The sequence below is a fragment of the Benzoatithermus flavus genome, from assembly GCF_037908215.1.
Taxonomy (GTDB): domain Bacteria; phylum Pseudomonadota; class Alphaproteobacteria; order Geminicoccales; family Geminicoccaceae; genus Benzoatithermus; species Benzoatithermus flavus.
On sequence record NZ_JBBLZC010000005.1, the window covers coordinates 1 to 25,016 of the forward strand.

Annotated in this window: 17 protein-coding genes and 1 tRNA gene; 7 read left to right on the forward strand and 11 right to left on the reverse strand. The window is 71.1% G+C overall.

Annotated features, from left to right (window positions below; genetic code table 11):
• Nucleotides 1–439: 439 nt before the first annotated feature.
• The 3 genes from U1T56_RS06325 to U1T56_RS06335 are packed head-to-tail and all read right to left on the reverse strand — an operon-like array spanning nucleotide 440 to nucleotide 3,017.
• Nucleotides 440–967, reverse strand: coding sequence for a TadE/TadG family type IV pilus assembly protein (locus U1T56_RS06325; RefSeq protein WP_418158606.1), 528 nt, complete (start codon nucleotides 965–967; stop codon nucleotides 440–442).
• A gap of 20 nt (nucleotides 968–987) precedes the next feature.
• Nucleotides 988–1,557 carry a TadE/TadG family type IV pilus assembly protein gene (locus U1T56_RS06330; protein ID WP_418158607.1) on the reverse strand — a complete coding sequence of 190 codons (570 nt, stop codon included), beginning with the start codon at nucleotides 1,555–1,557 and terminating at the stop codon, nucleotides 988–990.
• 5 nt (nucleotides 1,558–1,562) lie between these two features.
• Nucleotides 1,563–3,017, reverse strand: coding sequence for a pilus assembly protein TadG-related protein (locus tag U1T56_RS06335; RefSeq protein ID WP_418158608.1), 1,455 nt, complete (start codon nucleotides 3,015–3,017; stop codon nucleotides 1,563–1,565).
• A gap of 140 nt (nucleotides 3,018–3,157) precedes the next feature.
• Here U1T56_RS06335 and cbiB point away from each other — a divergent pair, with 140 nt between their 5' ends.
• The gene (gene cbiB, locus U1T56_RS06340) at nucleotides 3,158–4,141 is read left to right on the forward strand and encodes an adenosylcobinamide-phosphate synthase CbiB (protein WP_418158609.1); all 984 of its coding nucleotides are present in this window, start codon (nucleotides 3,158–3,160) and stop codon (nucleotides 4,139–4,141) included.
• Here cbiB and U1T56_RS06345 read toward each other — a convergent pair.
• The 5 genes from U1T56_RS06345 to U1T56_RS06365 all read right to left on the reverse strand — a co-directional run bounded on the left by U1T56_RS06345 (nucleotide 4,131) and on the right by U1T56_RS06365 (nucleotide 14,001).
• The gene (locus U1T56_RS06345; RefSeq protein ID WP_418158610.1) at nucleotides 4,131–5,627 is read right to left on the reverse strand and encodes a cobyric acid synthase; all 1,497 of its coding nucleotides are present in this window, start codon (nucleotides 5,625–5,627) and stop codon (nucleotides 4,131–4,133) included. The genes cbiB and U1T56_RS06345 overlap by 11 nt on opposite strands.
• A 1,655-nt stretch (nucleotides 5,628–7,282) precedes the next feature.
• Complete coding sequence (locus U1T56_RS06350) at nucleotides 7,283–9,340, reverse strand: hypothetical protein (protein WP_418158611.1); 2,058 nt, start codon at nucleotides 9,338–9,340, stop codon at nucleotides 7,283–7,285.
• On the reverse strand, nucleotides 9,337–12,105 hold the full coding sequence (locus tag U1T56_RS06355; RefSeq protein WP_418158612.1) for a DUF4159 domain-containing protein: 2,769 nt from the start codon (nucleotides 12,103–12,105) through the stop codon (nucleotides 9,337–9,339). Before U1T56_RS06355 ends, U1T56_RS06350 begins: the two co-directional genes overlap by 4 nt.
• A 2-nt stretch (nucleotides 12,106–12,107) precedes the next feature.
• Complete coding sequence (locus tag U1T56_RS06360; RefSeq protein ID WP_418158613.1) at nucleotides 12,108–13,013, reverse strand: DUF58 domain-containing protein; 906 nt, start codon at nucleotides 13,011–13,013, stop codon at nucleotides 12,108–12,110.
• Nucleotides 13,003–14,001 (reverse strand): AAA family ATPase, encoded by a 999-nt coding sequence (locus tag U1T56_RS06365; protein WP_418158614.1) that lies wholly within the window; start codon nucleotides 13,999–14,001, stop codon nucleotides 13,003–13,005. The genes U1T56_RS06360 and U1T56_RS06365 overlap by 11 nt, the downstream gene beginning before the upstream one ends.
• 105 nt (nucleotides 14,002–14,106) lie before the next feature.
• Between U1T56_RS06365 and U1T56_RS06370 the strand changes: the two genes are divergently transcribed.
• The 5 genes from U1T56_RS06370 (at nucleotide 14,107) to U1T56_RS06390 (ending at nucleotide 16,946) form a co-directional block, all read left to right on the forward strand.
• Complete coding sequence (locus tag U1T56_RS06370) at nucleotides 14,107–14,643, forward strand: DUF1285 domain-containing protein (RefSeq protein ID WP_418158615.1); 537 nt, start codon at nucleotides 14,107–14,109, stop codon at nucleotides 14,641–14,643.
• Nucleotides 14,640–15,284: a CoA pyrophosphatase gene (locus tag U1T56_RS06375; RefSeq protein ID WP_418158616.1), complete on the forward strand. Its 645-nt coding sequence runs from the start codon at nucleotides 14,640–14,642 to the stop codon at nucleotides 15,282–15,284. Before U1T56_RS06370 ends, U1T56_RS06375 begins: the two co-directional genes overlap by 4 nt.
• A 12-nt stretch (nucleotides 15,285–15,296) precedes the next feature.
• Complete coding sequence (locus tag U1T56_RS06380) at nucleotides 15,297–15,572, forward strand: DUF6111 family protein (protein WP_418158617.1); 276 nt, start codon at nucleotides 15,297–15,299, stop codon at nucleotides 15,570–15,572.
• Nucleotides 15,565–16,827, forward strand: coding sequence for a CCA tRNA nucleotidyltransferase (locus tag U1T56_RS06385; protein ID WP_418158618.1), 1,263 nt, complete (start codon nucleotides 15,565–15,567; stop codon nucleotides 16,825–16,827). Before U1T56_RS06380 ends, U1T56_RS06385 begins: the two co-directional genes overlap by 8 nt.
• A gap of 45 nt (nucleotides 16,828–16,872) precedes the next feature.
• Nucleotides 16,873–16,946: transfer RNA gene (locus U1T56_RS06390), tRNA-Gln, on the forward strand.
• Nucleotides 16,947–17,702: 756 nt separating this feature from the next.
• Here the strand turns inward: U1T56_RS06390 and U1T56_RS06395 are convergent.
• From U1T56_RS06395 to U1T56_RS06405, 3 genes are all read right to left on the reverse strand, one after another.
• Nucleotides 17,703–18,080, reverse strand: a complete 378-nt coding sequence (locus U1T56_RS06395) for a response regulator (protein WP_418158619.1) — start codon at nucleotides 18,078–18,080, stop codon at nucleotides 17,703–17,705.
• 238 nt (nucleotides 18,081–18,318) lie between these two features.
• Nucleotides 18,319–18,804 (reverse strand): peroxiredoxin, encoded by a 486-nt coding sequence (locus U1T56_RS06400; RefSeq protein ID WP_418158620.1) that lies wholly within the window; start codon nucleotides 18,802–18,804, stop codon nucleotides 18,319–18,321.
• A gap of 35 nt (nucleotides 18,805–18,839) precedes the next feature.
• Nucleotides 18,840–21,788 carry a bifunctional [glutamine synthetase] adenylyltransferase/[glutamine synthetase]-adenylyl-L-tyrosine phosphorylase gene (locus U1T56_RS06405; protein ID WP_418158621.1) on the reverse strand — a complete coding sequence of 983 codons (2,949 nt, stop codon included), beginning with the start codon at nucleotides 21,786–21,788 and terminating at the stop codon, nucleotides 18,840–18,842.
• 121 nt (nucleotides 21,789–21,909) lie between these two features.
• Between U1T56_RS06405 and U1T56_RS06410 the strand changes: the two genes are divergently transcribed.
• Nucleotides 21,910–25,011, forward strand: coding sequence for a YhdP family protein (locus tag U1T56_RS06410; RefSeq protein WP_418158622.1), 3,102 nt, complete (start codon nucleotides 21,910–21,912; stop codon nucleotides 25,009–25,011).
• Nucleotides 25,012–25,016 lie beyond the last annotated feature (5 nt).

Genomic DNA, 25,016 nt, shown 5'->3' on the forward strand with positions numbered 1-25,016 from the left:
AGACCACCGATCCGATGACCGCCTCGCCCGACACCCGCACGGGCAGCGAATTTCCACCACCTCCATGGACGCTACCCCCGGATGCGGCGATACGGAGCTCGCCTGCTGCTCTCGCGAGGCGGCGATCGGCGGTGCTTGCATCGGGTTCCGATCGGCGGGGAGGAAGATGGCATACGCGAGGATTCGCAGCGGTCCTGCGAGGCCGCAGTCATGGCGCGCAGCAGCATTCTCGACTTGCCGACGGAGACGATCCTGATACGTGCGCTCGATATGCTCGAGGCCGAAGCTCGCCTGCAAGCGCGGTCTCGACGGGCGAGCCATGCCGACCTCCGGCTTGCTTCTGTCGCGACGCCAGGCCGAGATGGATGAAACTCCATCCGGTGCTTCGCCCGGCATCGCCTACGCCCTCTGCCACGCTGTCCGAGGGCCAAACTCGAGCTCAGCCCAGGCTCCGCAGCCTGCCGAGACGAGGGCGGTAGAACGCCGCCCGACGTAGCACGGTATCGGGGATGATACGCATGAGCCATCCTTGGTAACGAAAACAGATTTCGGCGACGATGACTGTGTCCTCGTCGCGCACGATCAGGTCCGCCGGCAGGGTCGCTCGACCGCCCGCACTCCCGATCGCGCTCGCGGCAGCGAGGCTACCGGCGCCGCTCTCCTGCCAAAGGACGGTTGGCGGGCTGCCATTGTCGACCCCTACGCCGCTCACGATGACGACGCCTCTTCGCGTCAGATCGAACGGTTGAACGATGTATTGTGCCGCATCGAACATGCGGTGCAAGGATGCGGAGTTCAGGGTCGTCTCCCGTGAGACAAGATCGGCCATCGTGTCGGCGGCGTGCTGCAGCTTCAGGTCCAGGAGCAGGAAGCGGCCGATCTCCGCGACACCCAAGGTGAGCAGGAGCAGGATGGGGAGCACGAGGGCGAACTCCACGGCCACGAGCCCGTGGCGGTCACGCCACAAATGCCCATCCGCAGCAGCTCTCAGCACGGTGTGCCACCATAAGGTTCGTTGCGGACCGCGACGGAAGCACGATGGGTGATCCGCCCCATGATCGGCTGGAGCAGGCCCGTGATCGGGCCGGTATCGTAGGTCACGACGTAGAGCACGACGTCGCAGGCGCCGCCGGTGCCGGGACGGCCCATGTCCCGATCCCACTGGCCATTGCCGTTGGTATCGACGAACGGCTCGCCGGCATCGTATCGACCGTTCCCGTTCGCATCGGTGAACGGCTCCGGGTGACCTATGTCGCTGAAGCTCGGATAGACGAGCGTCTCGATGGTCGCTCGATCGAGATCGACCAGGCCGAACGTGCGCTCGCCGATGATCTGCCGGATACGAGCCTCGCGGCTGACACCGCCGCCCTCGTAGCCCGTGGCTCCGTAACGCGAGGCGGCGAGCACCGCTGCCTCCAGGCTGCCGCCGACGAGGAGCATGATCGCGAGCTCGAAACTGCCCACGATCAGGAGAAGGAGCAGCGGCATCACCAGCGCGAACTCGACGATGGCGTTTCCCGCCGGATCGCGCGCGAAGGATCGGAGGTGTTTGCGCATGGCGGTCAGCGGGCGAGCCGCAGGTTGCTGAGCTGGCTGCCGATGCTCTTGAACACGGTGCGCAAGGTGGCGTTGTCGGGCGAGTGAAAATAGTGCGCGGCATCGGTGGCGCAGTCGCGCATCAACACCTGTCCCGTGGCAGACGGGGCGCTGCCGAACGTGATCGTGTAGAGCACGATCCCCTGCGCCTTGACATTGCTGCAGACGTTGCGTGTGCGCCGGTCGAGCTCGGCCTGGGTGGCGCTCGTCGTGTAGCTGTTCAGCGTCACATGCGATTCATAGGCGGTATAGGGCGATACCAGGTTCCCGTTGTAGCTGCTCACCAGCATCTGGTTGTCGCCGTCGGTGAGCACCACCATCACCTTGTCCATGTTCGGCGTGCCATAGGCGAGCGGCAGGTTGAACGGCGATCCGGCCCACAGGCCCCGCCAGCGCGGTGAGATCACGCGCCAGCCCCAGGCGACACCCTCGCTGGTGAGCGTCCCGCCCCGCGCCTCGGGCAGCAATCCCTGGATCGCCGCGATGATGCGCGACTTCTCGGCTACCAGCGGCGTGATCGCGGGCGGGCAGCCCGCGTTGGGCCCATAGCCTGTCATGTAGGGGACGCCGCCGGAATACCGGATCTGGCGGAGCGTGGGCGGCACGCGCGGCGAACCCCAGTCGTTGATGAAGCTCGAGCTCGGGCCGCTCGGCGTATCCGGGTAGAGATAGCTGCGGAACGCCGCGATGCTGGGTGGATCGTCGTTCTGGTCGCGCGGCGCCGCGCGGGCCAGCACGCACCCGCCCCACGTGTCGGGGCTGAAGGCTGTCGGCGGCGCCGCCCGGGCCCGGTCGCTGGCCGCAAGGAACCCTATGTTCGCCGTGCCGACGTTGACGGCGGCGATGTAGGGCACGACGCCGACCCACAGGTTGGGCACGGTCTCGCGATCACCGTAGAGGATGTCGAGCAGCTCCGTGGCGGCGGTCTTGAGGCCGGTGATCTTGTTGCTCGACATCATCGAGTAGGTGGTATCCAGCACCAGCACGAGCTCCATGCCGCGCGTCTGGCGGTTCACCACCGTTCGGGCGCTGACCGTCACGGAGTCTCGGCCGAACAGGCGCATGAAGGTGGTGGGCATGCGGGCGGTAGCGGTCAGCGTGATCTGCCCGTCGGCCTGGGCGATATCGACTCGAAGATTGCTCAAGGCGGCGAGGTCGGGACCGGCGCCGAAATTGCTCGCGAAGAAGGAACGCGCGTCCGCCTCGACATCGGCGGGATCGATGGTGCGACCTGCCGCCAAGCCCGCGGCATCGAGGGACTTCTGCAGCTCGTTCTCGACGGTATAGGCCAGCATGGAGTCGACCGCGATGCCGGCCGCGGCGGTGAGAGGCAGAAGCACGAGCGCGAACACCATCGCCGCATTGCCGCGCCGATCCTGCCAGAAGCATCGAAGTCGGCTCGGCCATCGGCGAGCGACCATGAGCTCTCCTCTCCCCCGCGCAGCGGACGGCGCGACTGTTCTCAACCATCCCGTCGGCGAGCATAAAGGCCGGAAATGAGCGATCCGTTAACATCCGTCCTCGCCCGACGGATTTCTACCATTGCGCTAGTGGAGAGCGAATGCTTCTCGAGTTCCCACTCTGGCTGCTGCCGACGCTCCTCATCGCCCTCGCCTGCGATGCGCTTTTCGGCGAGCCGGGCTGGCTCTATCGTCGCGTGCCTCATCCAGTGGTGCTGATCGGACGCAGCATCGGTTGGCTGGAGGCCCGCCTTCTCGTGCCCGTGGCAGCCGAAGGACGGAAGCGCATCATGGGTATCATCCTGCTGATCATCGTCACCATGGGCGCTGCGGGGCTCGGCTTCATCCTCCATCTCGGTCTCCGGATCATGCCAGGGGGATGGCTGCTGGAAGGACTGCTTGCGAGCACCCTTCTGGCTCAGCGCAGCCTGGTCGAGCACGTCGCTGCCGTGGCGACGGGGCTCGAGCAGAGCCTTGCCGAGGGTCGCAAGGCCGTGTCCATGATCGTCGGCCGCGACCCGGAGCGGCTCGATGCGGCCGGAGTCGGACGGGCCGCGGTCGAATCGCTGGCCGAGAATCTGTCGGATGGGGTCGTGGCACCGCTGTTCTGGATGGTCGTGGCCGGGCTGCCGGGTCTGCTCGCCTACAAGGCGGTCAACACGCTGGACAGCATGATCGGCCACAAGAGCGAGCGCTACCGTGCCTTCGGCTGGGCCAGCGCGCGCCTCGACGATCTCATGAACCTGATCCCGGCGAGGCTCACCGGCCTCCTGCTCTGCTGCGCTGGCACCTTTTGGCGGCAGGCAAGATTTTCTTCATCCATCCGCATCATGCTGCGAGATGCGCCCGAGCACCGCTCGCCCAACGCCGGTTGGCCGGAGGCGGCGATGGCGGCTGCCCTCGGTCTGCGGCTGGCAGGTCCGCGCGTCTATGGTGGAGTGGTGGTGGCCGATGGCTGGATGGGCCACGGGAGGAGCGAGGTCGATGCTACCGATATCCGCCGTGCCGTGGCGCTCGCTTGGGCCGCTTGGTGGCTGGCGGTCATCGCGCTCCTGCTCGCTCTGCTTCTTTCGGTCAGCATCTGAGCCTGTCGTCGGCCCGCGCGATGGCGAGCAGCCGATCGAGATCGAGGCAGCGCTCGAGATGGGCAGCCAGCCCATCGAGCGCTGCCTCGATCCGTGCCTCGTAGGCCACCTCCTCCCCCGTCCGTCGTCGGATACGGTCGAGGAACGCGCGGCGAAAGCCATCGGCGGCGAAGATACCGTGGAGGTAGCAGCCCATTACCCGTCCGTCCGAGCTCACAGCTCCATCGAAGTCCCTGCCCATGCGCAGCATGGGGCGGGAACGGCCCGGCCCGTCGGTGCGACCCATGTGGATCTCGTAGCCTTGCATCCTCTCGCCGGTCGCGAGTTCCTCGGCCTCCCGCAAGGCCAGTGTCTTCACGGGCTCGAGCACGGTATCGACCTCGAGCAGGCCCAGCCCCGGCGCCTCGCCTGGAGCACCCTCGAGACCCAAGGGGTCCGCGATCCACCGCCCAAGCATCTGATAGCCGCCGCACAGGCCGAGCACCCGGCCGCCACGCCGCACATGAGCCAGGATGTCGACGTCCCATCCTTCGCGACGAAGCGCTGCGAGATCGGCGAGCGTCGCCTTGCTGCCGGAGAGGAGGACGAGGTCGGTCTCGGGCGGCAGAGGCTGCCCCGGCTCGAGGATGCGCACATGCACGTTCGGTTCGGCTACGAGCGGATCGAGATCATCGAAGTTGGCGAGCCGCGGCAGGCGTGGCACGGCGATCGTGATCGGCCGCTCGCCCTCTGCGGCACGAGCGCCACCGGCGAGCTCGGCCAGACCCAGGATGTCCTCCTTGGGAAGATCGCGGGCTCGCTCGAACCAGGTCACCACACCCAACGGCTCGAGCCCGGTTCGGGCCGTAATGATCGGGTGAGCGCCATCGAACAGGGAAGGATCACCACGGAACTTGTTGACGATATAGCCCCGCAGCAGCGCCCGCTCTTCCGGCTCGAGCAGCGCCACCGTACCCACGAGCTGAGCGACCACCCCGCCGCGCTCGATGTCGCCTGCGAGTACGACTGGCACGCGGGCCGCACAGGCGAAGCCCATGTTGGCGATATCGCCGGTCCGCAGATTGATCTCGGCCGGGCTGCCTGCACCTTCGACGATGACGAGATCGGCCGCAGCCCGGAGCCGTGCGAAGCTCTCGAGCACGGCGGGCAGGAGCTGCGGCTTCAACGCATGATAGTCGCGAGCGCTGCAGCTCCGCAGGACTCGCCCTCGCACCACGACCTGGGCCCCGGTCTCGCTCTCGGGCTTCAGCAGCACGGGGTTCATATCGACCAAAGGCGCTGCCCCGCAGGCTCGCGCCTGCAGCGCCTGGGCACGACCGATCTCGCCGCCATCGGCGGTCACGGCGGCGTTGTTGCTCATATTCTGCGGCTTGAACGGCCGCACGACGAGACCCCGCCGCACGAAAGCTCGGCAGAGGCCTGCCACGAGGAGCGACTTGCCGGCATTCGAGCAAGTACCCTGGATCATCAGTGAGGTCGCGCACATGACGGGGTTCATGGCCGGCCGTTTGTGCGAGATCAAGCACGATGACGTAGTTGAACCGCGCCGGGATTGCCGGAGGCGGTTTCGTCTGGCGACTGCGCCGCCGCGGCGGGCGCCGCCAGCCCGGCATGGCGGCACGTTCCCGATCGGCCCGGGCCGGCGGCGGTGGCCGAGCCGGTCGCCCCGGGCGAGGGTGGCGAGCTCGACCGCCGCCACGCCGCACCCAGGCCCGCACCGCCGCCCGACCGCGGTCTCGAACCGGCCATCGATCGGCTCGGCCGCGGCCGCGGCACGGCTGTCGCCGACGCTGCCGACGGCAGGCGCGATCCCGTCGGGCGTGCCCGCCCGGCCGGCCAGGCGCTCGGTGTCGCGGATCGACGGGGACTGCCCCGCGATCGCGGTGGTGGACGAGCCCGCCGCCCGGCACGGGAGCACGCGCGTGCAGCGCCGGCGCGTCGGGCACCGAGCCGGCCCGCGCCGGGGGTGCCCCCCGCCCGCCGACGATCCGCCGGGCGCAGGCGGCGATCACGCGGGCCACACGGGCGAACCCCTGCCGGGTCGCCACGCACGTGCAGGCCGCGAGCCCGAGCGCGGTCGGGTGCCGCGCCCGGAACCGCCGGTTCACCCGGTCGGCCGGGCCGGGTGCTGGCGGCGCGCGTGGTGCGGCGCTCCCTGCCGCGCACCACGCCCTCGGGGCCCATGGCGCGTCTCGGCCGGGCCACGGTGCGACGGGCGACGCCCTCCCGCCGTCAGATCTCGCGCACGCCGTGGACGCCGAAGTCCGCCCCCCGGACCCGGCGGACGTGCCCGCGCCGCCGGACGGCACGCTTCGTCCGCGCCGGCGCCGCGGATCGCCGCCGCCTGCGCGGCGTGCTCCTCTTCCTGCTCGCGTCCGAGGCGGACGGCGCGCGCGGCTCCGCCGGGTACGGCTCCGTCGTTCCCATGGCTGCATCCGTCCCAAAGCGGAGCCTTCGGGAAGCCCGGCGCGGTTCAACCGCACCCATCAGGATCTCGCTTGTGCACCACGGCCGCTCGATCCTGCCGAGGCGGATCAGGAAGCCGCGCGACGCCGAGCCCCCGCGACACGCCAACATCCGCGGCCAGGGCTACGGCCACCGAGCAAGGGCGATCCGATGCTCACCCATCCCCGCGCGCCTGCCGGCGCCGGGCCGCACCGCCATGGCCGAGGCGTTCGCCGCGCAGCACCACTAGCCCGGTCTCGCGGCGCTTGCCTTCGAGAAGCGCCCGGCGCTCCTGCTCGAGCACGAGACCACCGCGCGAGAACGAGCGGCTGGTGACCCGGCCCGAGTTCGCGGCCCTGCGCCAGGCGGCCGGATCGACCGCCGGCAGAACCTGCTGCGCGTCGACCCGCCCCGGGGTGGGCCAGAGCCGGATCGCCTGCGCGCCCGGCCACGAGGCCTACCGCGACGACCGATCGGCGCTCTACCGCCGCGTGCCACGCCTGCTCGAGAAGAACCTCACCCGGGTACCGCCGCCGGTCCCCGACGGCGGGGCCTCGCCCCGCGCATCGCCGCGCCGCGACCCGCTGGAGATCGTGGACGATCGCCACGACCGCGGCGCGGCCATCGTCACCGGCCAGCCGCCGGTCGAGCATGGGCACGAGATCCATCGGCAGCCCGGGCAGGAAGGGGAGGAGATCAGCTTCGCCCCTCCCGCCACCAGGCGACGGTGGCAGCGCCCAGCAGGAACGCCAGCGCCAGCCAGGCCGGCAGGAGCGGAGTCTCGCTCATGCCCAGCACACGGTAGGCGCCTTTGTGCTCGATGCCGAGCCAGCCGCGGCCGAAGGCGCGGCGGTGGGGCTCGATGCGGCGGAGATCGGGAACGCCGTCCGTGGCGAGCCAGCGCACCGTGCCGCCGCTGGCTTCGGCGAAGGGAGCGACGATCCTGTCGGTGGCGCGCATGTCGGCGAGCTCGACGGGGGCGATCGGACGCGGCGAGACGTAGGCCGTGTGCTCGCCGGCGGCGATGCGGTAGACACCGTCCTCTTCCGCCTTGAAGCGGGCGCGGGCGACGCCGTCGGCCTCGGGTACCAGATGCAGCGGCTGCTCCCTGCCCGAGGGCGTGGTGACGGTGGCATCCACGGGTCTGCTCTCGAGCGACTGGCGCTCGACCAGGATCTCGTCGCCCGACGAGCGGGCGTGCAGTGCCTCCTCCTCGAGCTGCGGCTCCTTCATCAGCCAGTGGACGAGGCGGCGCAGGAGCAGCGCCTGCGGGCCGCCACCCTCGAAGCCGCGCGCCCAGAGCCAGGCATGATCGGAAAGAAGCTGCGCCACCCGGCCCTCGCCGACACGCTTCAGGATCAGAAGTGGCCGGTCGGCGACGCCGGTCATCAGCACCTGTGCGTCCTCGGCCTCGACGTCGACCTGGCGGAACCAGCGCCCCCACGGGGGCTCGCCGCCGTCCGGCCCCAAGCCTGCCGTCACCGGATGGCGGCGGCCGACCTCGGTGAGGGTGGGCTTGAAGCCGCGCTCGAACAGCTCGCCCGAGGGCCGGCCCGGCAGCACGCGGGCGAGCGGGGTGCGGTAGAGGCTCATGGGCTCGGTGAACTGCGGGCCCGAGGCCTCGAGGAGAGCCCCCCCTTTCTCGACGTAGCGGGCGACGTTCTCGAGATAGACCGAGGGCAGAAGGCCGCGGCGGGAGTAACGGTCGAAGATGATGAGGTCGAACTCGTTGAGCTTGACCTCGAACAGCTCGCGCGAGGGGAAAGCGATCAGCGCCAGCTCCCGGATCGGCGTGCCGTCCTGCTTCTCGGGCGGGCGCAGGATGGTGAAGTGGACGAGATCGACCGCCGGATCGGCCTTCAGGAGATTGCGCCAGACGCGCAGGCCCGGATAGGGCTGGCCCGAGACCAGGAGCACGCGCAGGCGGTCGCGCACGCCGCTGACCTCGACCACGGCGCGGTTGTTGAGCGTCGTGAGCTCGCCGGGGCGGACGGCAGCCTCGGCCTCGAGGACGGTGGTGCCGGCCTTGTCGAGCTTGAAGGGGATCCTGGTCGGCTCGCCCGGCTTCACCGCGAGCCGGCTCACGACCCTGCCATCCTGGCGCAGCGTGACCGGCACGGTGCCGTCGCTGCCGAGAGCGCCATCCTCGACCCGCACCACGAGCGCTTGCTGCTCACCCACCACGCCGAAGCTCGGCGCCTGTTCGATCGTGAGCTGGCGGTCGCTCTCGCCGGGCCGGCCGGTGAGGAGCACGTGCAGCGGTGCCGGGCCGTCGAAGGTCGCGGGATCGGCCGGAGCGTCGTGGACCTCGCCGTCGGTCAGCGCGATCACCGCCCCCAGCCGCGCGCGGTCGCTTTCCGCCAAGGCCTCGTTCAGCCGCGAGAACAGCCTGGTGCCCTGCCGGGCTTCGCCTTCGAGCGGAACCTCGCGCAGCTCGATCCCCGGCATGTGGGCGAGACGCTCGCGTAGAGCACGCTCGGCCTCAGCGAGCTGGGCCGGGCGATCGCCCAGGCTCTGGCTCGGCGAGCGGTCGGCGAGGAGCAGCACGAGATCGTCGAGGGGTGCCCGCTCCTCGCGGCGCAGGATCGGGTTCGCGAGGAAGAGGAGAAGCAGGGTCAGGAACAGGAGCCGCCAGACCGCACCTCGGGCCCGGCGCCAGAACGAGAACGCGACGAGCACGAGGCCGATTGCTGTCAGCGCGGCGAGGAGCCACCAGGGGAGATGCGGGTCGAGGACGAGGCTGAAGGCGCTCATTGGCCGAGACGCTCCAAAAGCGCCGGCACGTGGACCTGGTCGGTCTTGTAGTTGCCGGTGAGCGCGTACATGACGAGGTTGACTCCGAAGCGGCGCGCCATCTCGCGCTGGGTCTCGCCGCCCGGCACCACGGGATAGAGCGGCTCGCCGTTGTCGTCCTCGGCCCAGGCGCCGGCCCACTCGTTGGCGCCGATGATCACGCTCGACACCCCGTCGTTGATGCCGGGTGCTGCCTGATCCACCCAGACCTGCTGGCCGGTCCAGCGGCCGGGAAAGTCCTGCAGCAGGTAGAAGGAGCGGGTGAGCACGTGGTCGGCCGGGACCGGGATCAAGGGCGGCAGGTCGATGTCGCGCAGGATCTGGGCGAGGCGCTGCTCGCCGGGGCCGCCACCCTCCTGACCGGGCAGCAGGCTGGCACCGTCGCGGGTGTCGAACAGGATCATGCCGCCCTGCGCCAGATAGGACTCGATTCGCTCGATGGTCTCGGGAGAGAGGTCGGCATGGTCGGGCGGGATCGGCCAGTAGAGGAGGGGAAAGAGTGCCAGATCGTCCTTCGCGACGTCCACGGGCCAGGGGTCCGCCGCTTCCACCGACGTGCGCTGGGCGAGAACGCGGGTGAGGCCCTTGAGGCCGGCCTCGCTCTCCTGGTCGATGTCGGCCTTGCCGGTGAGGACGTAGGCGAGCCGCATCTCGCGGATGAGGTCCACGATCCGGCTGTCGTCGCCGGTGCTCCCGCCGGGACCACTCTCCTGTGCTGCGGCCGGCAGGGCCAGAAGCAGGAGCACCGCCGCGGTGCCGGCGGCACGGCCGAGCACACGGGACGGCAGGAGACCTCGCAGCGCCAGCGCCACGACGAGATCGACGAGAGCGAGGAGAAGAGCCGCGAGCACGAGCCAGGGGCCGAGCTCACGCTCGGCGGCGCGGGCGTAAGGCTCGACCACCGTCCCCGTCGCACCCGCCGTGAGCGGGAGGAGAGCCGGAATGGCGCGCTGCACGTTGAGCGCCGAGCGGGCGAGCTCCGTCGCGGCCTCCTTGCGACCGAGCGGGGCGTAGAGGCCGGGCGGGTGGAGCGGCCCCGGCAGGGTGGAAGCGAAGGCATCGGGCGGAATCGCGGGCAGGGTGCCGCGCGGATCGCCCAGGCGGCCGAAAGCGTCCAGCACCTCGTTCGGCTCCAGGGGCGAGCGTAGGGCACCGCCGGCGCCCTGGCCCAGGGCCAGGACGCGCTCCAGCATCTGAACGAACAGGCCGGAGAGCGGCAGCGAGGTCCAGCTCGTGTTGGCGGTGGTGTGGATCAGGATCAGCCAGCCCTTGCCGCGCCTCGTGCCGGTGACGAGCGGCGTGCCGTCGGCGAGCGAGGCGAGGGTGGCGCGTGCCAGCTCGGGACCGGGTTCGGCCAGGACCTGACGGCTGACCCGGACCTCGGCCGGCACGGGCAGGCCCGCGAACGGGCTGGCGGCCGGGAAGGGAGCGAGCCCCAAGGGCTCGGACCAGGAGAGCGCGCCGCCCAGCATCCGATCCCCCGCACGGAGCGGCACCGGCACGAGGTCGTCGCCGCTCGCGGCGAGCTTGGGACCGGCGAAGCGCAGAAGCACGCCGCCGCCCGCGATCCAGCCCTCGAGCTTCTCGCGCTCCTGCGGATCGAGCCGGCCGCTGTCGGCCATGACGAGGAGCGACAACGGCTGCCCGAGCAGGTCCGTGATGGCACCCTCGCGGATCTCGGCGAAAGGCCGGAGCGCCTTGTCGATGAAGTAGAACTCGGCCAGGAGCGGCTGGTCCTCGGTCCGGCCTGCGGGGCCCACGAGGCCCACGGTGCGCCGCCGCCAGCGCTCGTCGAGAAGGAAGGTTCCGCCGACACCTTGAGAAGGTGCCAGCTCGAGCCGGGCGATCCGATTGCGCAGATCGGCCGGGAGATCGAGGCTCGCCGCGGCCTTGCCCTCGCCCGGCGGCAGCGCGACCGGCTGGCGCGCCAGCGACTCGCCGTTGGGGCCCATGGCGAGGACCTCGAACGAGCGTGGGCTCTCGGCCGGCACCGCCGCGAGCTCGACGTCGAGCCGCGTGGCGCCGGGCTCGCCCAGGCGCAAGGTCGCCGGCAGATCGGCCGGCGCATCGGCTCGGACCCGCACCACCCCCAGCCGCCGCAGCGCCTCGCCCAGCCGCTCGGCCTCCGCCCGCGCCGCCGGCGTCTCGGCGAGCCCGTCCGCGAGCCAGACGACGGTCGCCGTCTTCACGCCGGCATCCGCCAGCGCGCCGCGCGCCGCCTCGCGATCGACCGGCCAGGGCCGCGGCTGCCAGCCCGGCAGTTCTTCGAGCGCGGCGCGGGCGGTGCGCCACTCGAGCCTGACACCGTCCGTCGTCGGCGCGGTGCGGAGCAGAAGCACCGGACGGTTCTCGCGCTCCGCCTGCTGCAGGAGATCGCGCGCCACCGCGAGGCGCTGGTTCCAGCGCTTGGCGGCGCCCCAGCCGTCGTCGAGCACGAGGAGCAGAGGCCCGCTGCCGCCCAAGCGCGGGGCCGGGTTCAGCACCGGCCCGGCGAGGGCCAGGATCAAGAGGGCGGCGATCGCGAGCCGCAGAAGGAGCAGCCACCAAGGTGTGCGCGCCGGGGTCTGCTCGCGGCTGACGAGCCCGAGAAGGAACAGGAACGGCGGAAAGGCGATGCGCCGCGGGGCAGGCGGGGTGACGCGCAGGAGCAGCCACAAGGCCGGCAGCGCCAGGCCCGCGAGAAGGAGCCAGGGCTGGGTGAAGCCCAGAAGGCCCAGATCGAGCATCGTCAGGTCACCATACGCGGTGCGAGCATCCCGACCAGGGCCAGGAGCGCCGTCTCCGCCGTGCGGTCGGTCCGGTGCGCCGTGAACCGCCAGCCCTGCCGCCCGGCGAGCCCGGCCAGCGCCTCGCGATGGGCGCGCACCAGTGCGGCGTAGCGGCTGCGGATGCCGCCGACACGATCGATAAGAGCGCTGCCCTCCTGCTCGGTTCCCTCGAACAGGACCCGGCCCTCGTAGGGCAGGAGCTCTTCGGCCGGATCGAGGATCTGAAGCAGCCCGGCGCGGGCACCAAGAGCGCCGTACTGCCCGAAGCGCTGGCGCAGCCGCTCGAGCGGCAGGAGAAAGTCCGAGATCAGGATCAGGCGGGCGTGCCGCGGCAGCGGCGGCAGCGGCGCTTCGGAAGCGCCTTCGTCGCCCGCCCGCAGGAGGCAGCGCACGAGGCTCTCCATGCCGTAGCGCCCGCCGGCCGGCCGCTCGCCGCCGCCGAGAAAGGCGATCCGCTCGCCGCTTCTGACGAGGAGGCCCGCCAGAGCCAGCGTCAGCAGCACCGCCCGCTCCCATTTCAGCGGCAGCTTCGGGCCGGAGCGGAACGCCATCGAGGCCGAGAGATCGCACCACAGCCAGACCGTCTCGGCCGCCTCCCATTCCTGCTCGCGCACGAACAGATGCCGCGAGCGTGCCGACTGGCGCCAGTCGATCTCGCTCGCGGCATCGCCCGGCTGATACTGGCGGTACTGCCAGAAGGTCTCGCCCATCCCGGTGCGCCGCCGCCCGTGCACGCCGGGTACTACCGTGGCCGAGACGCGCTCGGCCTCGACCAGGAGCGAGGGCAGGCGCTGGTTCAGGCTCTCCGCGGCCTGACGCAGGCGCGGTGCTCGGGTGCGCAGGCTGGCCGCGGCGTCAGGCGACATGTCGGCACAGGCGCTCGACGACGTCGTCCACCGTGATCCCCTCGGCACGGGCGGCGAAGCTCACCGCCATGCGGTGGCGCAGTACGGGCGGGGCCAGCGTGAGCACGTCCTCGACCGAGGGGGCGAGCCGCCCGCTGAGGAGCGCCCGCACCCGCACGGCGAGCATGAGCGCCTGGCTCGCGCGCGGTCCGGGACCCCAGGCGATCTGCTGGCCGAGGCCGGGAATGGCGTCGTTCTCGGGCCGGCCGGCGCGCACGAGGCGCAGGATGAGGTCGATGAGCTGGTCGCCGATCGGCATGCGCCGCACGAGACGCTGCATCGCGAGCAGCGTCGGGCCGTCGAGCACGCGCCGCGGCTGCGCTTCGGCTCCGGTCGTGGTCGCGATCATCATCCGCCGCTCGGCTTCGGCGCTGGGATAATCGACGTTGACCTGCATGAAGAACCGGTCGAGCTGCGCCTCGGGCAGAGGATAGGTTCCCTCCTGCTCGATCGGGTTCTGGGTGGCGAGCACGTGGAAGGGCGTGGGCAGCGCGTGATCGTGCCCGGCCACGGTGACCTTGCGCTCCTGCATCGCCTGGAGAAGGGCGGCCTGCGTGCGCGGGCTCGCCCGGTTGATCTCGTCCGCCATGAGGAGCTGGGCGAAGATCGGGCCCGGAATGAAGCGGAAATTCTGCCGGCCCGTGCCGGGATCGTCCAGGACCTCCGAGCCCAGGATGTCGGCCGGCATGAGATCGGGCGTGAACTGGACGCGCTTCTCGACGAGGCCCAGCACCGTGCCCAGGGTCTCGGCGAGCTTGGTCTTGGCGAGGCCCGGCACGCCCACGAGGAGCGCATGGCCCCCGGCCAGGAGCGTGATCAGGGTCTCCTCGATCACGCGCTCCTGACCGAAGATCACCTGCCCGATCTCGCGCTTGACCTGATCGAGCTTCTCGATGGTCGCCTCGACGGCTCGGGCGATGTCGTCGCCCTCGAAGATGCTGGTCGGCACACGGTCCTTCCCGGGCAAAGGGCTCTCGCTGGATTCCCAGACGCTGCCTCCTTAGATAGGGTTCGGCAAGTTGATTTCACGTAAAGCCGATTCGGGTGAGGTCCCTTGGCGAGAAAGCCGTTCGATCCGGAAGCCGTCCTCGCGGCCATCGCGCGCGGAGAGCGTGCTTGTGGCGATTTCGCGATGCGGATCGACCGTGAGGGGACGTGGCACTATCAGGGCTCGCCGATCCGGCGGCTGCCGCTCGTCAAGCTGTTCGCGACCGTGCTGCGCCGGGCACCCGACGGGAGCTACTGGCTCGTCACCCCCGTGGAGCAGGGACGGATCGAGGTCGAGGATGTCCCGTTCGTTGTGGTCGAGCTGCGGAGCGAAGGGGAGGGTCCTGCGCAGCGGATCGAGCTGCGCACCAACCTCGACGAGTGGGTGCCGCTCGACGCGGCGCACCCTCTGCGCCTGGCGCCCGCGCTCGATGGAGCCCGGATTCCTTATGTCACGGTACGTGATCAGCTCGAGGCGCGAGTATCGCGATCCGTCTTCTACCATCTGGTAGAGCTTGCCGAACCGGCTCCGGACGGTCACGATGACGTGGTCGGTGTCTGGAGCGCCGGCCGGTTTTTTCCGCTGGGCTCGGTGGACGGATGACGACGGTGGCTGCGGAGACGATGGCGAGGGCCGATCTGCCGGATCGGGAGAGCCTGCGGCGCCGACTGCAGGCGGCAGGCGGCGGGCTTGACGCCAGAGGCTGGCTCACCGGCGACGAGGGCCACGCGCAAAGGATGGCGCCCGAGACGCGCACCCCCGCCGCCGTGCTGCTCGGGCTCGTGGCGCGGACCGACGGCCCGCACGTCGTCCTCACCCAGCGCACCGCGCACCTCAAGGACCATGCCGGCCAGATCAGCCTGCCGGGCGGGCGCATCGAGCCCGAGGACGAGGGCCCGGCCGCCGCCGCCTTGCGCGAGGCGTTCGAAGAGATCGGCCTCGCCCCGGAGAAGGTCGAGGTCCTGGGCGGCCTGCGCCACTACGACACGATCACCGGCTTTCGCATCCATCCCATCGTCGGCTGGATCGAGCCGCCGGTGACGTTCGCTCCCGACCCGTTCGAGGTCGCCGAGGTGTTCGAGGTGCCGCTCGGCTTCGTGCTGGAGCCCCAAAACCACCGCCGCGACAGCTACGTCAGGAACGGCGAGCGCCGGCACTTCTACGTCCTGCCCTATCGGGACCGCTACATCTGGGGTGCCACGGCCGGAATCCTGGTCAACTTCGCGCGCCTCCTCGCCGGATGAGAGGGCTCTTGCTTGCTCCGGTTCCTGCTCGAGGTGGCGCTGCCGTTCCTGGCGCCTTTCGCCGCCTTCTTCGCCTACCGGCTCCTCGTGACCCGCGGCCGCTCCTTCCTCGAGCGCACGCCCTGGTACATGCTGATCGCCTTCGGCATCCTGCTCGTGATTCTCGGCCTCGTCTCACTCGCCTTCACCGAAGGTTTCGCGCCCGGCGGCGTCTACGTCCCGCCGCATGTCGAGGGCGGCCGCATCGTTCCGGGCGAGGTGCGGCCGAAGGTGGGCCGACATGACTGAGCTTCCCGCACCCGTTCGCGTGCACGCGGCCTGGCTCACGGCCCCGGAGAGCCGGCGCGTGCTCGCCGCCCTCACGGCCGACGGCCGGCCGGCCCGGTTCGTGGGCGGCTGCGTGCGCGATGCGGTGATCCATCCCGAGCTCGACGTCGCCGACCTCGACATCGCCACACCCGAGCCGCCCGAGCGGGTCATGGGGTTGCTCGAGGCCGCCGGTATTCGCGTGATCCCGACCGGCCTCAAGCACGGCACGGTGACGGCGCTGTGCGGACGGCACGCCTACGAGATCACGACGCTGCGCCGCGACGTCGCCTGCTTCGGCCGGCACGCCGAGGTCGCGTTCACGGACGATTTCGTCGAGGATGCCGCCCGGCGCGACTTCACCATCAACACCATGAGCTGCGACGGCGAGGGGCGCCTCTACGACCCGTTCGGCGGCCGTGCCGACCTCCTCGCCGGCCGGGTGCGCTTCGTCGGCGAGGCGAGGGCGCGGATCGCCGAGGATTACTTACGCATCCTGCGCTTCTTCCGCTTCTATGCCCGCTTCGGCCGCCCGCCGGCCGACCCGGAGGCGCTCGCGGCCTGCGCCGAGCTCGCCCACGGCATCGACCGGCTCTCGGGCGAGCGCGTGCGCCAGGAGCTGTTCCGCATCCTCCGGACACCGCGCGTCGTCGAAGCGTTCCGTCTGATGCAGGCCACCGGCGTGCTCGCCCGCGTGGTACCCTGGCCCGTGCGGCCCGACCGGCTGAAACGGCTGATCGAGGCTTATCCTGGGGCCGACCCGCTTTTGCGCCTCGCCGCCATGGTACGCGACGCTACCGCGGATCCCGAAAGCATCGGGCGGCTGGCCGATCGGCTGCGGCTTTCCAACGCCGAGGCCAGGCGGCTGTACGACCTGCTGCTTCTGCCTCTTCCCGACACGGCGGCACCGCCGAGGGCGCAGCGGCTCGCCATCCATCGCCTGGGCGCCGAGCGCTATACCGACCTCGTCCGCCTCGCCGTGGCCCTGGATCGGGCCGATCCCGCGGATGCCGAGGCCTGCCTGACGCTCGCCGCGACGTGGCGGGCGCCGCCCTTCCCGATCGGCGGCGCCGACCTCCTCGTCCGCGGCGTGCACCCCGGGCCGGCTCTCGGCCGGCTGCTCGAGGCCGTGCGCACCTTCTGGGAGGAGGCGGACTTCGCCCCCGACCGCGCCGCGTGCCTCGCCCGCCTCGACGCGCTCCTGGCCGCGCATGCCGAAGCGCAAGATCCGCGCTAGGCGCTTGACAGGGGGGCGCTTCCCCCCTAATCACACGCCCGCGGCTGCCCGGTCGTCTAATGGTAGGACTACGGATTCTGGCTCCGTCAGTGGTGGTTCGAATCCACCCCGGGCATCCACCTCTCTCGACATGGCTGGCTTTCTTCATCCCTCCCGACCCTGTCCGGGCAGGCTTGTCTGCCGAGGAGCGCGTCGCGTCAGGCTTCGGTCCATCGTGACGGACATGCGGCTTCGGGATCGTCTCCGATGTCCCGTTCGCGGAGGATCGCCACGGATGGTCCGATGCGCTGCGTGCGACGGCGCTCGTGGTCACGGACAGAAAGTCCGGCCGGCGATGCGACCGGGCCAGTGCTGCAGATCACCTAGGTAAGATCGGTGCTGATGAGGGGCGGGCCGGCACCGTCGAGCAGCCGGTCGTCGCCGGCGTCGCCGACGGGAGTGTCGTCGCTGCTGCTGCGGGTCGGAACAACCCGGCTCGCCGCCCTGTCTCTTGCCTACCTGTCTCTCTGGACGGCTCCGGCCATCCCTTCTTTCTCGGGCGGCTCTCGCTGCGGCGGGTATCCCGTGACCATCGTCGTCCTGTTCGTCACCGCGCATGGTGAAGGCCTGTGCCGGCCCGAGATCGGGCTTGCTGCCCGGACAAGCCGTTCGCGGCCGAGCTGCTGCCCGAGGTGGTGCGCCTCGTGCAGCGCTTTCACCAGACCGGGGCTCCACCGGCCGATCTGCCCTTCGGTCCGCATCTGAGCCATCCGGGCCGATCCGGCTCCGTCGCCTGATCCAGGCCCCGGTGGCAGCAGTGCGGGCGCGCCATCGGGCACCGTCCGTGAGGCAGGCTGCCCGCCTCTGGCGTATGTATCGCCTGCTCCCGGCACAGGTCAGGCTGGCTGGTGCTCCATGTGGAGCCAGCGCAACGCAGCCGCGATCTCCTCTCCGGTATAGGGCTTGGCGATGCAGGGCGCGGTCCGCAGCACGGGCTCCTCGAGGCAGGCCGGATCGTGCGCCGTGACCAGTGCGAACGGCACCCGCAGGCCACGCAGGGCTTTGGCCAGCGGCGCCGCCGAGCCGTCCGCGAGCTCAGCGTCGAAAAGTGCCAGCTCGGGCCGCTGCCGCTGCGCCAGTATCAAGGCCTCGCGCACCGAGCGGGCCGGGCCGAGCACGCGATAGCCCAGGTCCTGCACCGTCTCGCTGAGGGCGAGGGCGATGAGGAGCGTGCTCTCCGCCAGCAGCACCGTGGGCTGGGAGCGACCTGTCATCCTGTCCATGATCCCCGCTGAACCCTTGTTGGAGGCTGCAATCTAGGATCAGGCAGTTCTCTTGGCAAGACAGTGGATTAGCGCATGGTTTTGAACTCTCGTATCAACCGAGCGCCCGTTCCTCCGGCTCGAGCGCCCGCAACGGCCCGCTGCACCGCCCGTCGGCTCAGGTGGGGCGGACGGTTGTCGGCCAGCCGACATGGCCATCCCGTGCCCCCTGCCGACGATCCGAACAGGCCTAAGCGGCTGCCTTGTCCGCGAGTACCTTCGCCGCCGCCAGCACCTCCTCGACGTGGCCGGGCACGCTCACCCTGCGCCAGGCCTTCACGATCCGCCCGTCGGGGCCGACGAGGAAGGTCGAGCGGTCGATGCCCATGTACTTCCTGCCGTACATCGACTTCTCGACCCACGCGCCATAGGCCTCGACCAGGCTGCCCGTCTCGTCCGAGGCGAGCGGGAAGGGGAGCCCGTGCTTGGCCTTGAATCGGTCGTGGCTCGCGACGCCGTCCTTCGAGACGCCGATCACCTCGACACCCGCGGTCCGGAACTGGTCGTACGCGGCAGCGAAGCCGATCGCCTCCTTGGTGCAACCCGAGGTGTCGTCCTTGGGATAGAAGTAGACGACGTAGGGCCTGCCCTGGAGGTCGGCGGAGCGGATACGGCCGCCGCCGTCCCTGGGCAGGTCGAACGAAGGTGCGGTGGAGCCTTCCGCGATGCCGCTCATGCCTGTTCCCCTCCTCGAGCGAGCCACGCCGACGGCTAGGCCGGCGGGCAGAGACGAGCGAAGATCTGGCGCACGTCGGCCTGGCTTTCAACGAGCCGCCGGGCGAGGGTCGCGAAATCCTCGGGCGGCGGCTCGCCTTCGAGGGCCAAGGCCGCGGCGCGCACGAGCGCTTCCAAAAGCCGCGGCGGGGCCGCCTTGGGCTCGAACCGATCGCTGAGCGAGAGACGGAGCACGGCCTGGAGGCATTGGTGGAGCGCATGGGCCCGGGCGAGACCCTCGGCCTCGTCGGGCGGCAGCAGACCCTCGTCGCGCACCACGGCGAAGATCACCTGCGTCTCGGTCGTGCGCAGGCCCGGCACGGCATGGGCGTGGAGCAGTTTCAGGTACTGCGCCGTGAACTCGATCTCGACGATGCCGCCGCGCGCGTGCTTGAGGTTCCAGGGGTCCTCGCTGCCGTGCTCCTTGAAGATCCGCTCGCGCATGGCGCGCACGGCCTGGCCCAAGGGGCCGGGCTCGCGCGGGCGGGCGAGATTGGCCCAGATCGCGTCCTCGACCTTCCGGCACAAGGCGGGATCGCCGGCGATGGCGCGCGCCCGGGTCAGCGCCTGCTGCTCCCAGGTCTGCGCCGTCTCGGCGTGGTAGCGGGCGAAGTTCGCGAGCGAGGTCGCGACCGGACCTACATTGCCCGAGGGCCGCAGGCGCATGTCGATCTCGTAGAGCTGGCCTTCCGAGGTCTTGGCGGTAAGGGCGCTCACGAGGCGCTGGCCCAGCCGCGCATAGTAGGTGGCGGCCGGCAGCGGCTTCGCACCTTGGGATACGGCATCCTCGGCGGCGTCGTAGACGAAGACGAGGTCGAGGTCCGAGCCCACGGTCAGCTCGTGCGAGCCCAGCTTGCCGAGGCCGATGACGGCGAAGGCCCCCCCTTCGATCGCCCCGTGCTGGGCCACGAGCCAGCTTTCGGCCGCGGGCAGGAGGGCTGCGATCACCACCTCGGCGATGGCGGCGAGAGCTCGTGACGCGGCCCCGGCGGGAGCGATGCCGAGCAGCACCTGCAGACCGGCCTGGAACTGCCGCCCGTGCGCCCAGCGGCGGCAGATGTCGAGGATGTCCTGCAGATCGCGCGCATCGGCGAGCTTCGAGCGCAGCTCCGCCTCGAGCATCGGGCGGCCCGGCAGGCGCTCGAAGAAGTCCGGGGTGAGCATGGCGTCGAACAGGTCGACGTTCCGGCTCAGGTGCCGGGCGAGGCGCGGGGCCGTGCCCATGAGGTCGGTAAGCAGCTTCAGGAGCTCGGGGTTGGCGCGGAACAGCGAGAAGAGCTGCACGCCCGCGGGCAGGCCGGTCACGAACTCGTCGAACAGACGGAACGCGGCATCGCCGTCCGGCTGCTGCTGGAGGGCCTTGAGCAGCGAGGGCATGAGTTCGGTCAAGAGCTCGCGGGCGCGCGTGCTGCGCGTGGCGCGGATATGGCCGTGGTGCCACTCGCGGATCCGGGCCGAGATCTGCGACGGCTCCTTGAAGCCCATCTCGGCCAGGGTCTTGAGCGTCTCCGGGTCGTCCGCGGTGCCGGTGAAGACGAGGCTGCCCCCGGCTCCCAGATCGGGCTCGCTCTCGAAGAGGGCCGCGTAATGGCGCTCGACCGTGAGGAAGGTGTCGAGCAGGAGCCGCTCGAGCTCGCCCGCATCGGCGAAGCCCGCGAAGGCCGCGAGCTTCTGGAAGTCGGCCTCCCGCTCCGGCAGGGCCTGGGTCTGCTTGTCCGCCACCATCTGCACTCGGTGCTCGAGGGAGCGCAGGATCTCGTAGCAGCGGGTCAGCTCGGCCGCGGCCGCCTCGTCGACCCAGCGCCGCGCCGCGAGTGCCCGGAGTGCCGCACAGGTCTGCGGCAGGCGCAGCTCGGGCACCCGGCCGCCCAGGATGAGCTGCTGGGTCTGGGCGAAGAACTCGATCTCGCGGATGCCGCCGCGGCCGACCTTGAGATCGTGGCCGAGCACCCGGATGGTGCCGTAGCCGCGATGCGCGTTGATCTGGCGCTTGATCGAGTGGATGTCGCGGATCGCGGCGTAGTCGAGATGCTTGCGCCAGATGAACGGGACGAGGGTCTTCAAGAAACGCTCGCCCGCCACCCGGTCGCCCGCCACCACGCGCGCCTTGATCAGCGCCGCGCGCTCCCAGTTCTGGCCGTGCCGCTCGTAGTAGATCTCGGCGGCCTCGCTCGAAAGTGCGAGGGGATGGCCCGGCGGGTGCGGCCTCAAGCGAAGATCCGTGCGGAAGACGTAGCCGTCCTTGGTCCTGGTCTCGAGCAGATAGACGAGGCCGCGGGTGAGCCGCACGCAGAACGCGATCCCGCTCTCCGGCCCGCGGTAGGGTAGTCGCTCCTCGTCGAACAGGACGATGAGGTCGATGTCGCTCGAGAAGTTGAGCTCCCTCGCCCCGTGCTTGCCCATGCCGAGGACGAAGATGCCCGCGCCTTCCGCCGGGGCCACCTCGTTTACGAGCGCGATTTCGCCGCGCTTCGCTCCTTCGAGCAGCAGATGGTCGAGGCCGAGCTGGACCGAGCGGTCGGCGAGCTCCGTCAGTGCCGCCGTCACCTGCTCGAGGCTCCAGGCGCCCGTGAGGTCGCAGAGTGCTATCAGGAGCGCGTGCCGCCGCCGCTGCCGCCGCAGGGCCATCATCAGGCGCGTGCGGTCGCCGACCGGTACCGTATCGAGCTCGGCACGGAGCACGGCATGGGCCTCGTCCGGACCGCGCTCGAGCAGGAGCCGCAGCACGCCGGGCTCGAGCACGAGGCATTCGCTCAGGAACGGACTGCTGCCGAACACCCCTTCCAGGAGCGCGTGCGCGGCCGAGCCCGGCACCAGGGTATCGCGCACGAACGCGGCCAGCTCCCGGTCGCTGCTGGCTTCCGCGAGGAGCTGCCAGCGCTTCAGGCCGCGCTCGGCCATGGCCGCATCGGCGACACGGGGCCGTGACAGGACGGAGGTGCTCAAGATCGGGCCATTCCTGGTAGGCTGAACCGAAGCCGGGGCAGATTGTTGGGACGGACGGGCGGGGTCAAGCGTCATGGCCGGGTGCCCGGAGGAGACGGGGTCGGTGCCGGTGAGGAGGATCGTGCGGCCCCTCGTGGCGATGCTGCTGCTGGCGCTGGCGCTGGCGGCGGGCATCGTCGCGGGCCTGTTCTGGCGTCTGGAGCAGGGGCCTCTCTCGCTCGCGGCGCTCCAGGCATCGCTCGAGCGGCTCGTGGCGCGCGGCAGCCCGTTCGCTGTCCGCTTCGCCGATCCGGCACTGGCCTGGTCGGGCGAGAGCGACACCTTCGCACTGACGGTGCGCGACCTCGAGCTCCAGAGCCGTACCGGCCAGCTCGTGCTGAAGGCTCCTCGCGCCGGCATCCGGGTGGATGCGGCGGCTCTTCTGCTCCAGCAGGCGCTGGTACCGGTCGAGCTCGTGCTGGACCTGCCGCGGATGGAGCTGGCGCGCACCGGCCCGCGGCGGCTCGAGCTCGGCTTCGCCGGTCAGCTCGCCACCCTGCCGCTCCTGCAGGCGACGGGCAGCGAGGGCCTGACGAGCCTCCTCGCCGGGGCGCCCGAGGCCGGGGACCCTCGCCTGCAGCGCCTGCAGGTGATCCGGATCGCGGCACCCACGCTGCGCTTCGAGGACGAGCCGAGCGGCCGGACGTTCACGGCGCGCGCCGCCGAGCTTCGGCTCGAGCACGACGATGCGGGCTGGCGGGCCAGCCTCGGCGCCGAGGTGGGCGAGGGTGCGCTGGCGGGGCGCGCCGTGCTGGCCGTGGCACCGGGTCCGAGTGCCAAAGAGCAGCGCTTCCAGCTCGTTCTCGATCAAGTCCCCGCACAGGCGCTGGCCGGCCTGGCGCCGTTCCTACCGGCGGGGGCGCTGCAGGGCCGGTTCTCCGGCCGGCTCGAATCCAGTCTGAGCCTGTCGGCCCTCGAGCCCGGTCCCGGCCGCTTCCGCCTGAGCGCCAGCGGGATGACGCTCCGCTGGCCCGAGATGTTCGCGGAGACGCTGACCGCGGAGCGGGCGGACGTGGCGGGCGAGATCGCGGCGGGCTGGCAGATGGCGACCATCCGCGACGCCGAGCTCGCGAGCGGCGAGGTCCGGTTGAGAGCGAGCGGTGAGCTCGTGCTCGACCAGAAGGCGTTTCGGCTCGACGCCGCGATCGAGGCCCGGAATCTCGATGCGGCCGGGATCGCACGCTTCTGGCCGCTGCAGAAGGCGTCGAAGGCCCGGGCGTGGTTCGCCGCGCACGTCGCGGGTGGCCGGGCCGGACAGGCCCGCCTCGGGCTGACCGCCCCGCTGCCTTGGGAGCAGAGCGGCGAGCCGGTCGCAGCGAGCCTCGCCTTCGGATTCGGCGGGGCCACGCTCACTTGGCTCGACGGGATGGCGCCGGCGCAGGACGTCGCGGGCGACGGGCTTCTGACGCCGAGTCGCCTCGACTTCACCCTGCAAAGCGGCCGCATCGACGAGGTCGAGCTGAAAAGCGGCTCGCTCGCGATCGAGGACGTCGCCGTTCCCGACGTGCCGGCCCGGCTGACCGCCGAGCTGCGCCTGAGCGGCCCCTTGCGCTCGGCCTTGCAGATGCTGGACGGCGAGCGTCTGCGCCTTCCCACGAAGGCCGGGATCGATCCGGCCCGTGTCGGCGGGCAGGTGGAAGGCCGGCTCGGCCTGCGGCTGCCGCTGCATCGCGGCATCGAGCCGAAGGAGGTCGGCTTCACGCTCGACGCGGCGCTCCACGATGCCGGCCTCACCGATGCCTTCCGGAACCTCGCCGCGAGCGGCGCCGAGCTGACGCTCGCCGGCGACGAGGCCGCGCTGAGGCTGCGGGGCACGGTCCGGGTCGCGGGCGTGCCGGCGCGTCTCGACTGGCAGGAACGCCTGGTCCGGGGCGGTCCCTGGCGGCGGCGCATCACGGTCGCGGGCGACATCGACGCGGCAGCGGCCGGGCGGCTCGCCGTGCCCTGGCCGGATTTCCTGCTAGGGACGGTCGGTGCCGGCGCCACCGTGACGGCGCCGTGGCAGGGGGCGAGGCGGGTCGAGCTCGATCTCGACCTGACCCCGGCCACCTTGAGCTTGCCGAAGCTGGGGCTCGCGAAGCCGGCCGGCACCACGGGGCACGTCGCCGCGACCGCGATGCAGTCCGCTCCCGACCGGCTCGACGTCGAGCACGTCGCCGTCGGCTTTCCGGGGCTGGCGCTCGAGGCGGCAGCCGGCATCCGCACCGATCCTTTCGACTGGCGCCGCCTCGAGCTGGAGCGGCTGCAGATCGGCGGGAGCGATCTCACAGCACAGCTCGTCAAGCGCGACGACGGCACCGTCTCGGGTCTGGTCCAGGCGGGGCGGCTCGATCTCAGGGCCTGGCGCGAGCGTATCGCGAGCGGAGGGCCGGAAGACACACCCCTGCCGCCCCTGGATCTCGGGATCAGCGCCGCGGAGGTCCGCCTCGCGGAGGCGCCGCTTCGGGCCGTGGCCGGCCGGCTCGAGCGCAGCGGGCGGGCCTGGCGGCTGGTCCGGCTCGGCGGGCAGCTCGAGGGCGGTGCCCAGGCGAGCCTCGACTATCGCGGTGACGAGCGCGGCGGCGAGGTGTCCGTGCGCGCCGACGACGGCGGCGGGCTGCTCGAGGCTCTGGGTATGCGGCAGACGCGCATCGAGGGCGGACGGCTCGCGCTCGATGCCGGAGTCGGCGCGGCCTCGGGCCGGGTCGCGGGCGAGCTGGGCTTGCGCGATTTCAGGCTGCTCGATTCGCCGCTTCTGGCCCGGATCTTCACCCTGACCTCGTTTCAGGGCATCGCCAGCGCGCTCAGCGGGCAGGGTATCCCGATCGAGCGGCTCTCCGTGCCGTTCGTCTGGAGCGGCCGCCGGGTCGAGATCGAGAACGCACGTCTGCGCGGTGCCGATATCGGTGCGCGTGCCAGCGGCGCCATCGATCTCGCCGCGCGCGCGATCGTCCTCGACGGGACGGTAGCACCCGCCTACGGCTTCAACCGGATGCTGGGGCAGGTGCCGATCGTCGGGGATATCATGCGCGGCCGGGAGGCCGATGCGGCGCTGGCCGCCACCTTCAGCGTCAGAGGCGATCCGGCGGCACCCGAGATCACGGTGAACCCGCTGGCGGCGCTCGTACCGGGGATCATCCGCGATCTGTTTCGCGATCTCGGCGACCATGTGCCCGCAGACTCGCCGGAGCGGGATCGGCAATGATCCTT

What these genes read in the sequence shown, in the direction of transcription:
- U1T56_RS06330 (WP_418158607.1), bottom strand. Translation starts at nt 1,557, where the DNA reads ATGCGCAAACACCTCCGATCCTTCGCGCGCGATCCGGCGGGAAACGCC.
- U1T56_RS06335 (WP_418158608.1), bottom strand. Translation starts at nt 3,017, where the DNA reads ATGGTCGCTCGCCGATGGCCGAGCCGACTTCGATGCTTCTGGCAGGAT.
- cbiB (WP_418158609.1), top strand. Translation starts at nt 3,158, where the DNA reads ATGCTTCTCGAGTTCCCACTCTGGCTGCTGCCGACGCTCCTCATCGCC.
- U1T56_RS06345 (WP_418158610.1), bottom strand. Translation starts at nt 5,627, where the DNA reads ATGTGCGCGACCTCACTGATGATCCAGGGTACTTGCTCGAATGCCGGC.
- U1T56_RS06350 (WP_418158611.1), bottom strand. Translation starts at nt 9,340, where the DNA reads ATGAGCGCCTTCAGCCTCGTCCTCGACCCGCATCTCCCCTGGTGGCTC.
- U1T56_RS06355 (WP_418158612.1), bottom strand. Translation starts at nt 12,105, where the DNA reads ATGCTCGATCTGGGCCTTCTGGGCTTCACCCAGCCCTGGCTCCTTCTC.
- U1T56_RS06360 (WP_418158613.1), bottom strand. Translation starts at nt 13,013, where the DNA reads ATGTCGCCTGACGCCGCGGCCAGCCTGCGCACCCGAGCACCGCGCCTG.
- U1T56_RS06375 (WP_418158616.1), top strand. Translation starts at nt 14,640, where the DNA reads ATGACGACGGTGGCTGCGGAGACGATGGCGAGGGCCGATCTGCCGGAT.
- U1T56_RS06385 (WP_418158618.1), top strand. Translation starts at nt 15,565, where the DNA reads ATGACTGAGCTTCCCGCACCCGTTCGCGTGCACGCGGCCTGGCTCACG.
- U1T56_RS06395 (WP_418158619.1), bottom strand. Translation starts at nt 18,080, where the DNA reads ATGACAGGTCGCTCCCAGCCCACGGTGCTGCTGGCGGAGAGCACGCTC.
- U1T56_RS06400 (WP_418158620.1), bottom strand. Translation starts at nt 18,804, where the DNA reads ATGAGCGGCATCGCGGAAGGCTCCACCGCACCTTCGTTCGACCTGCCC.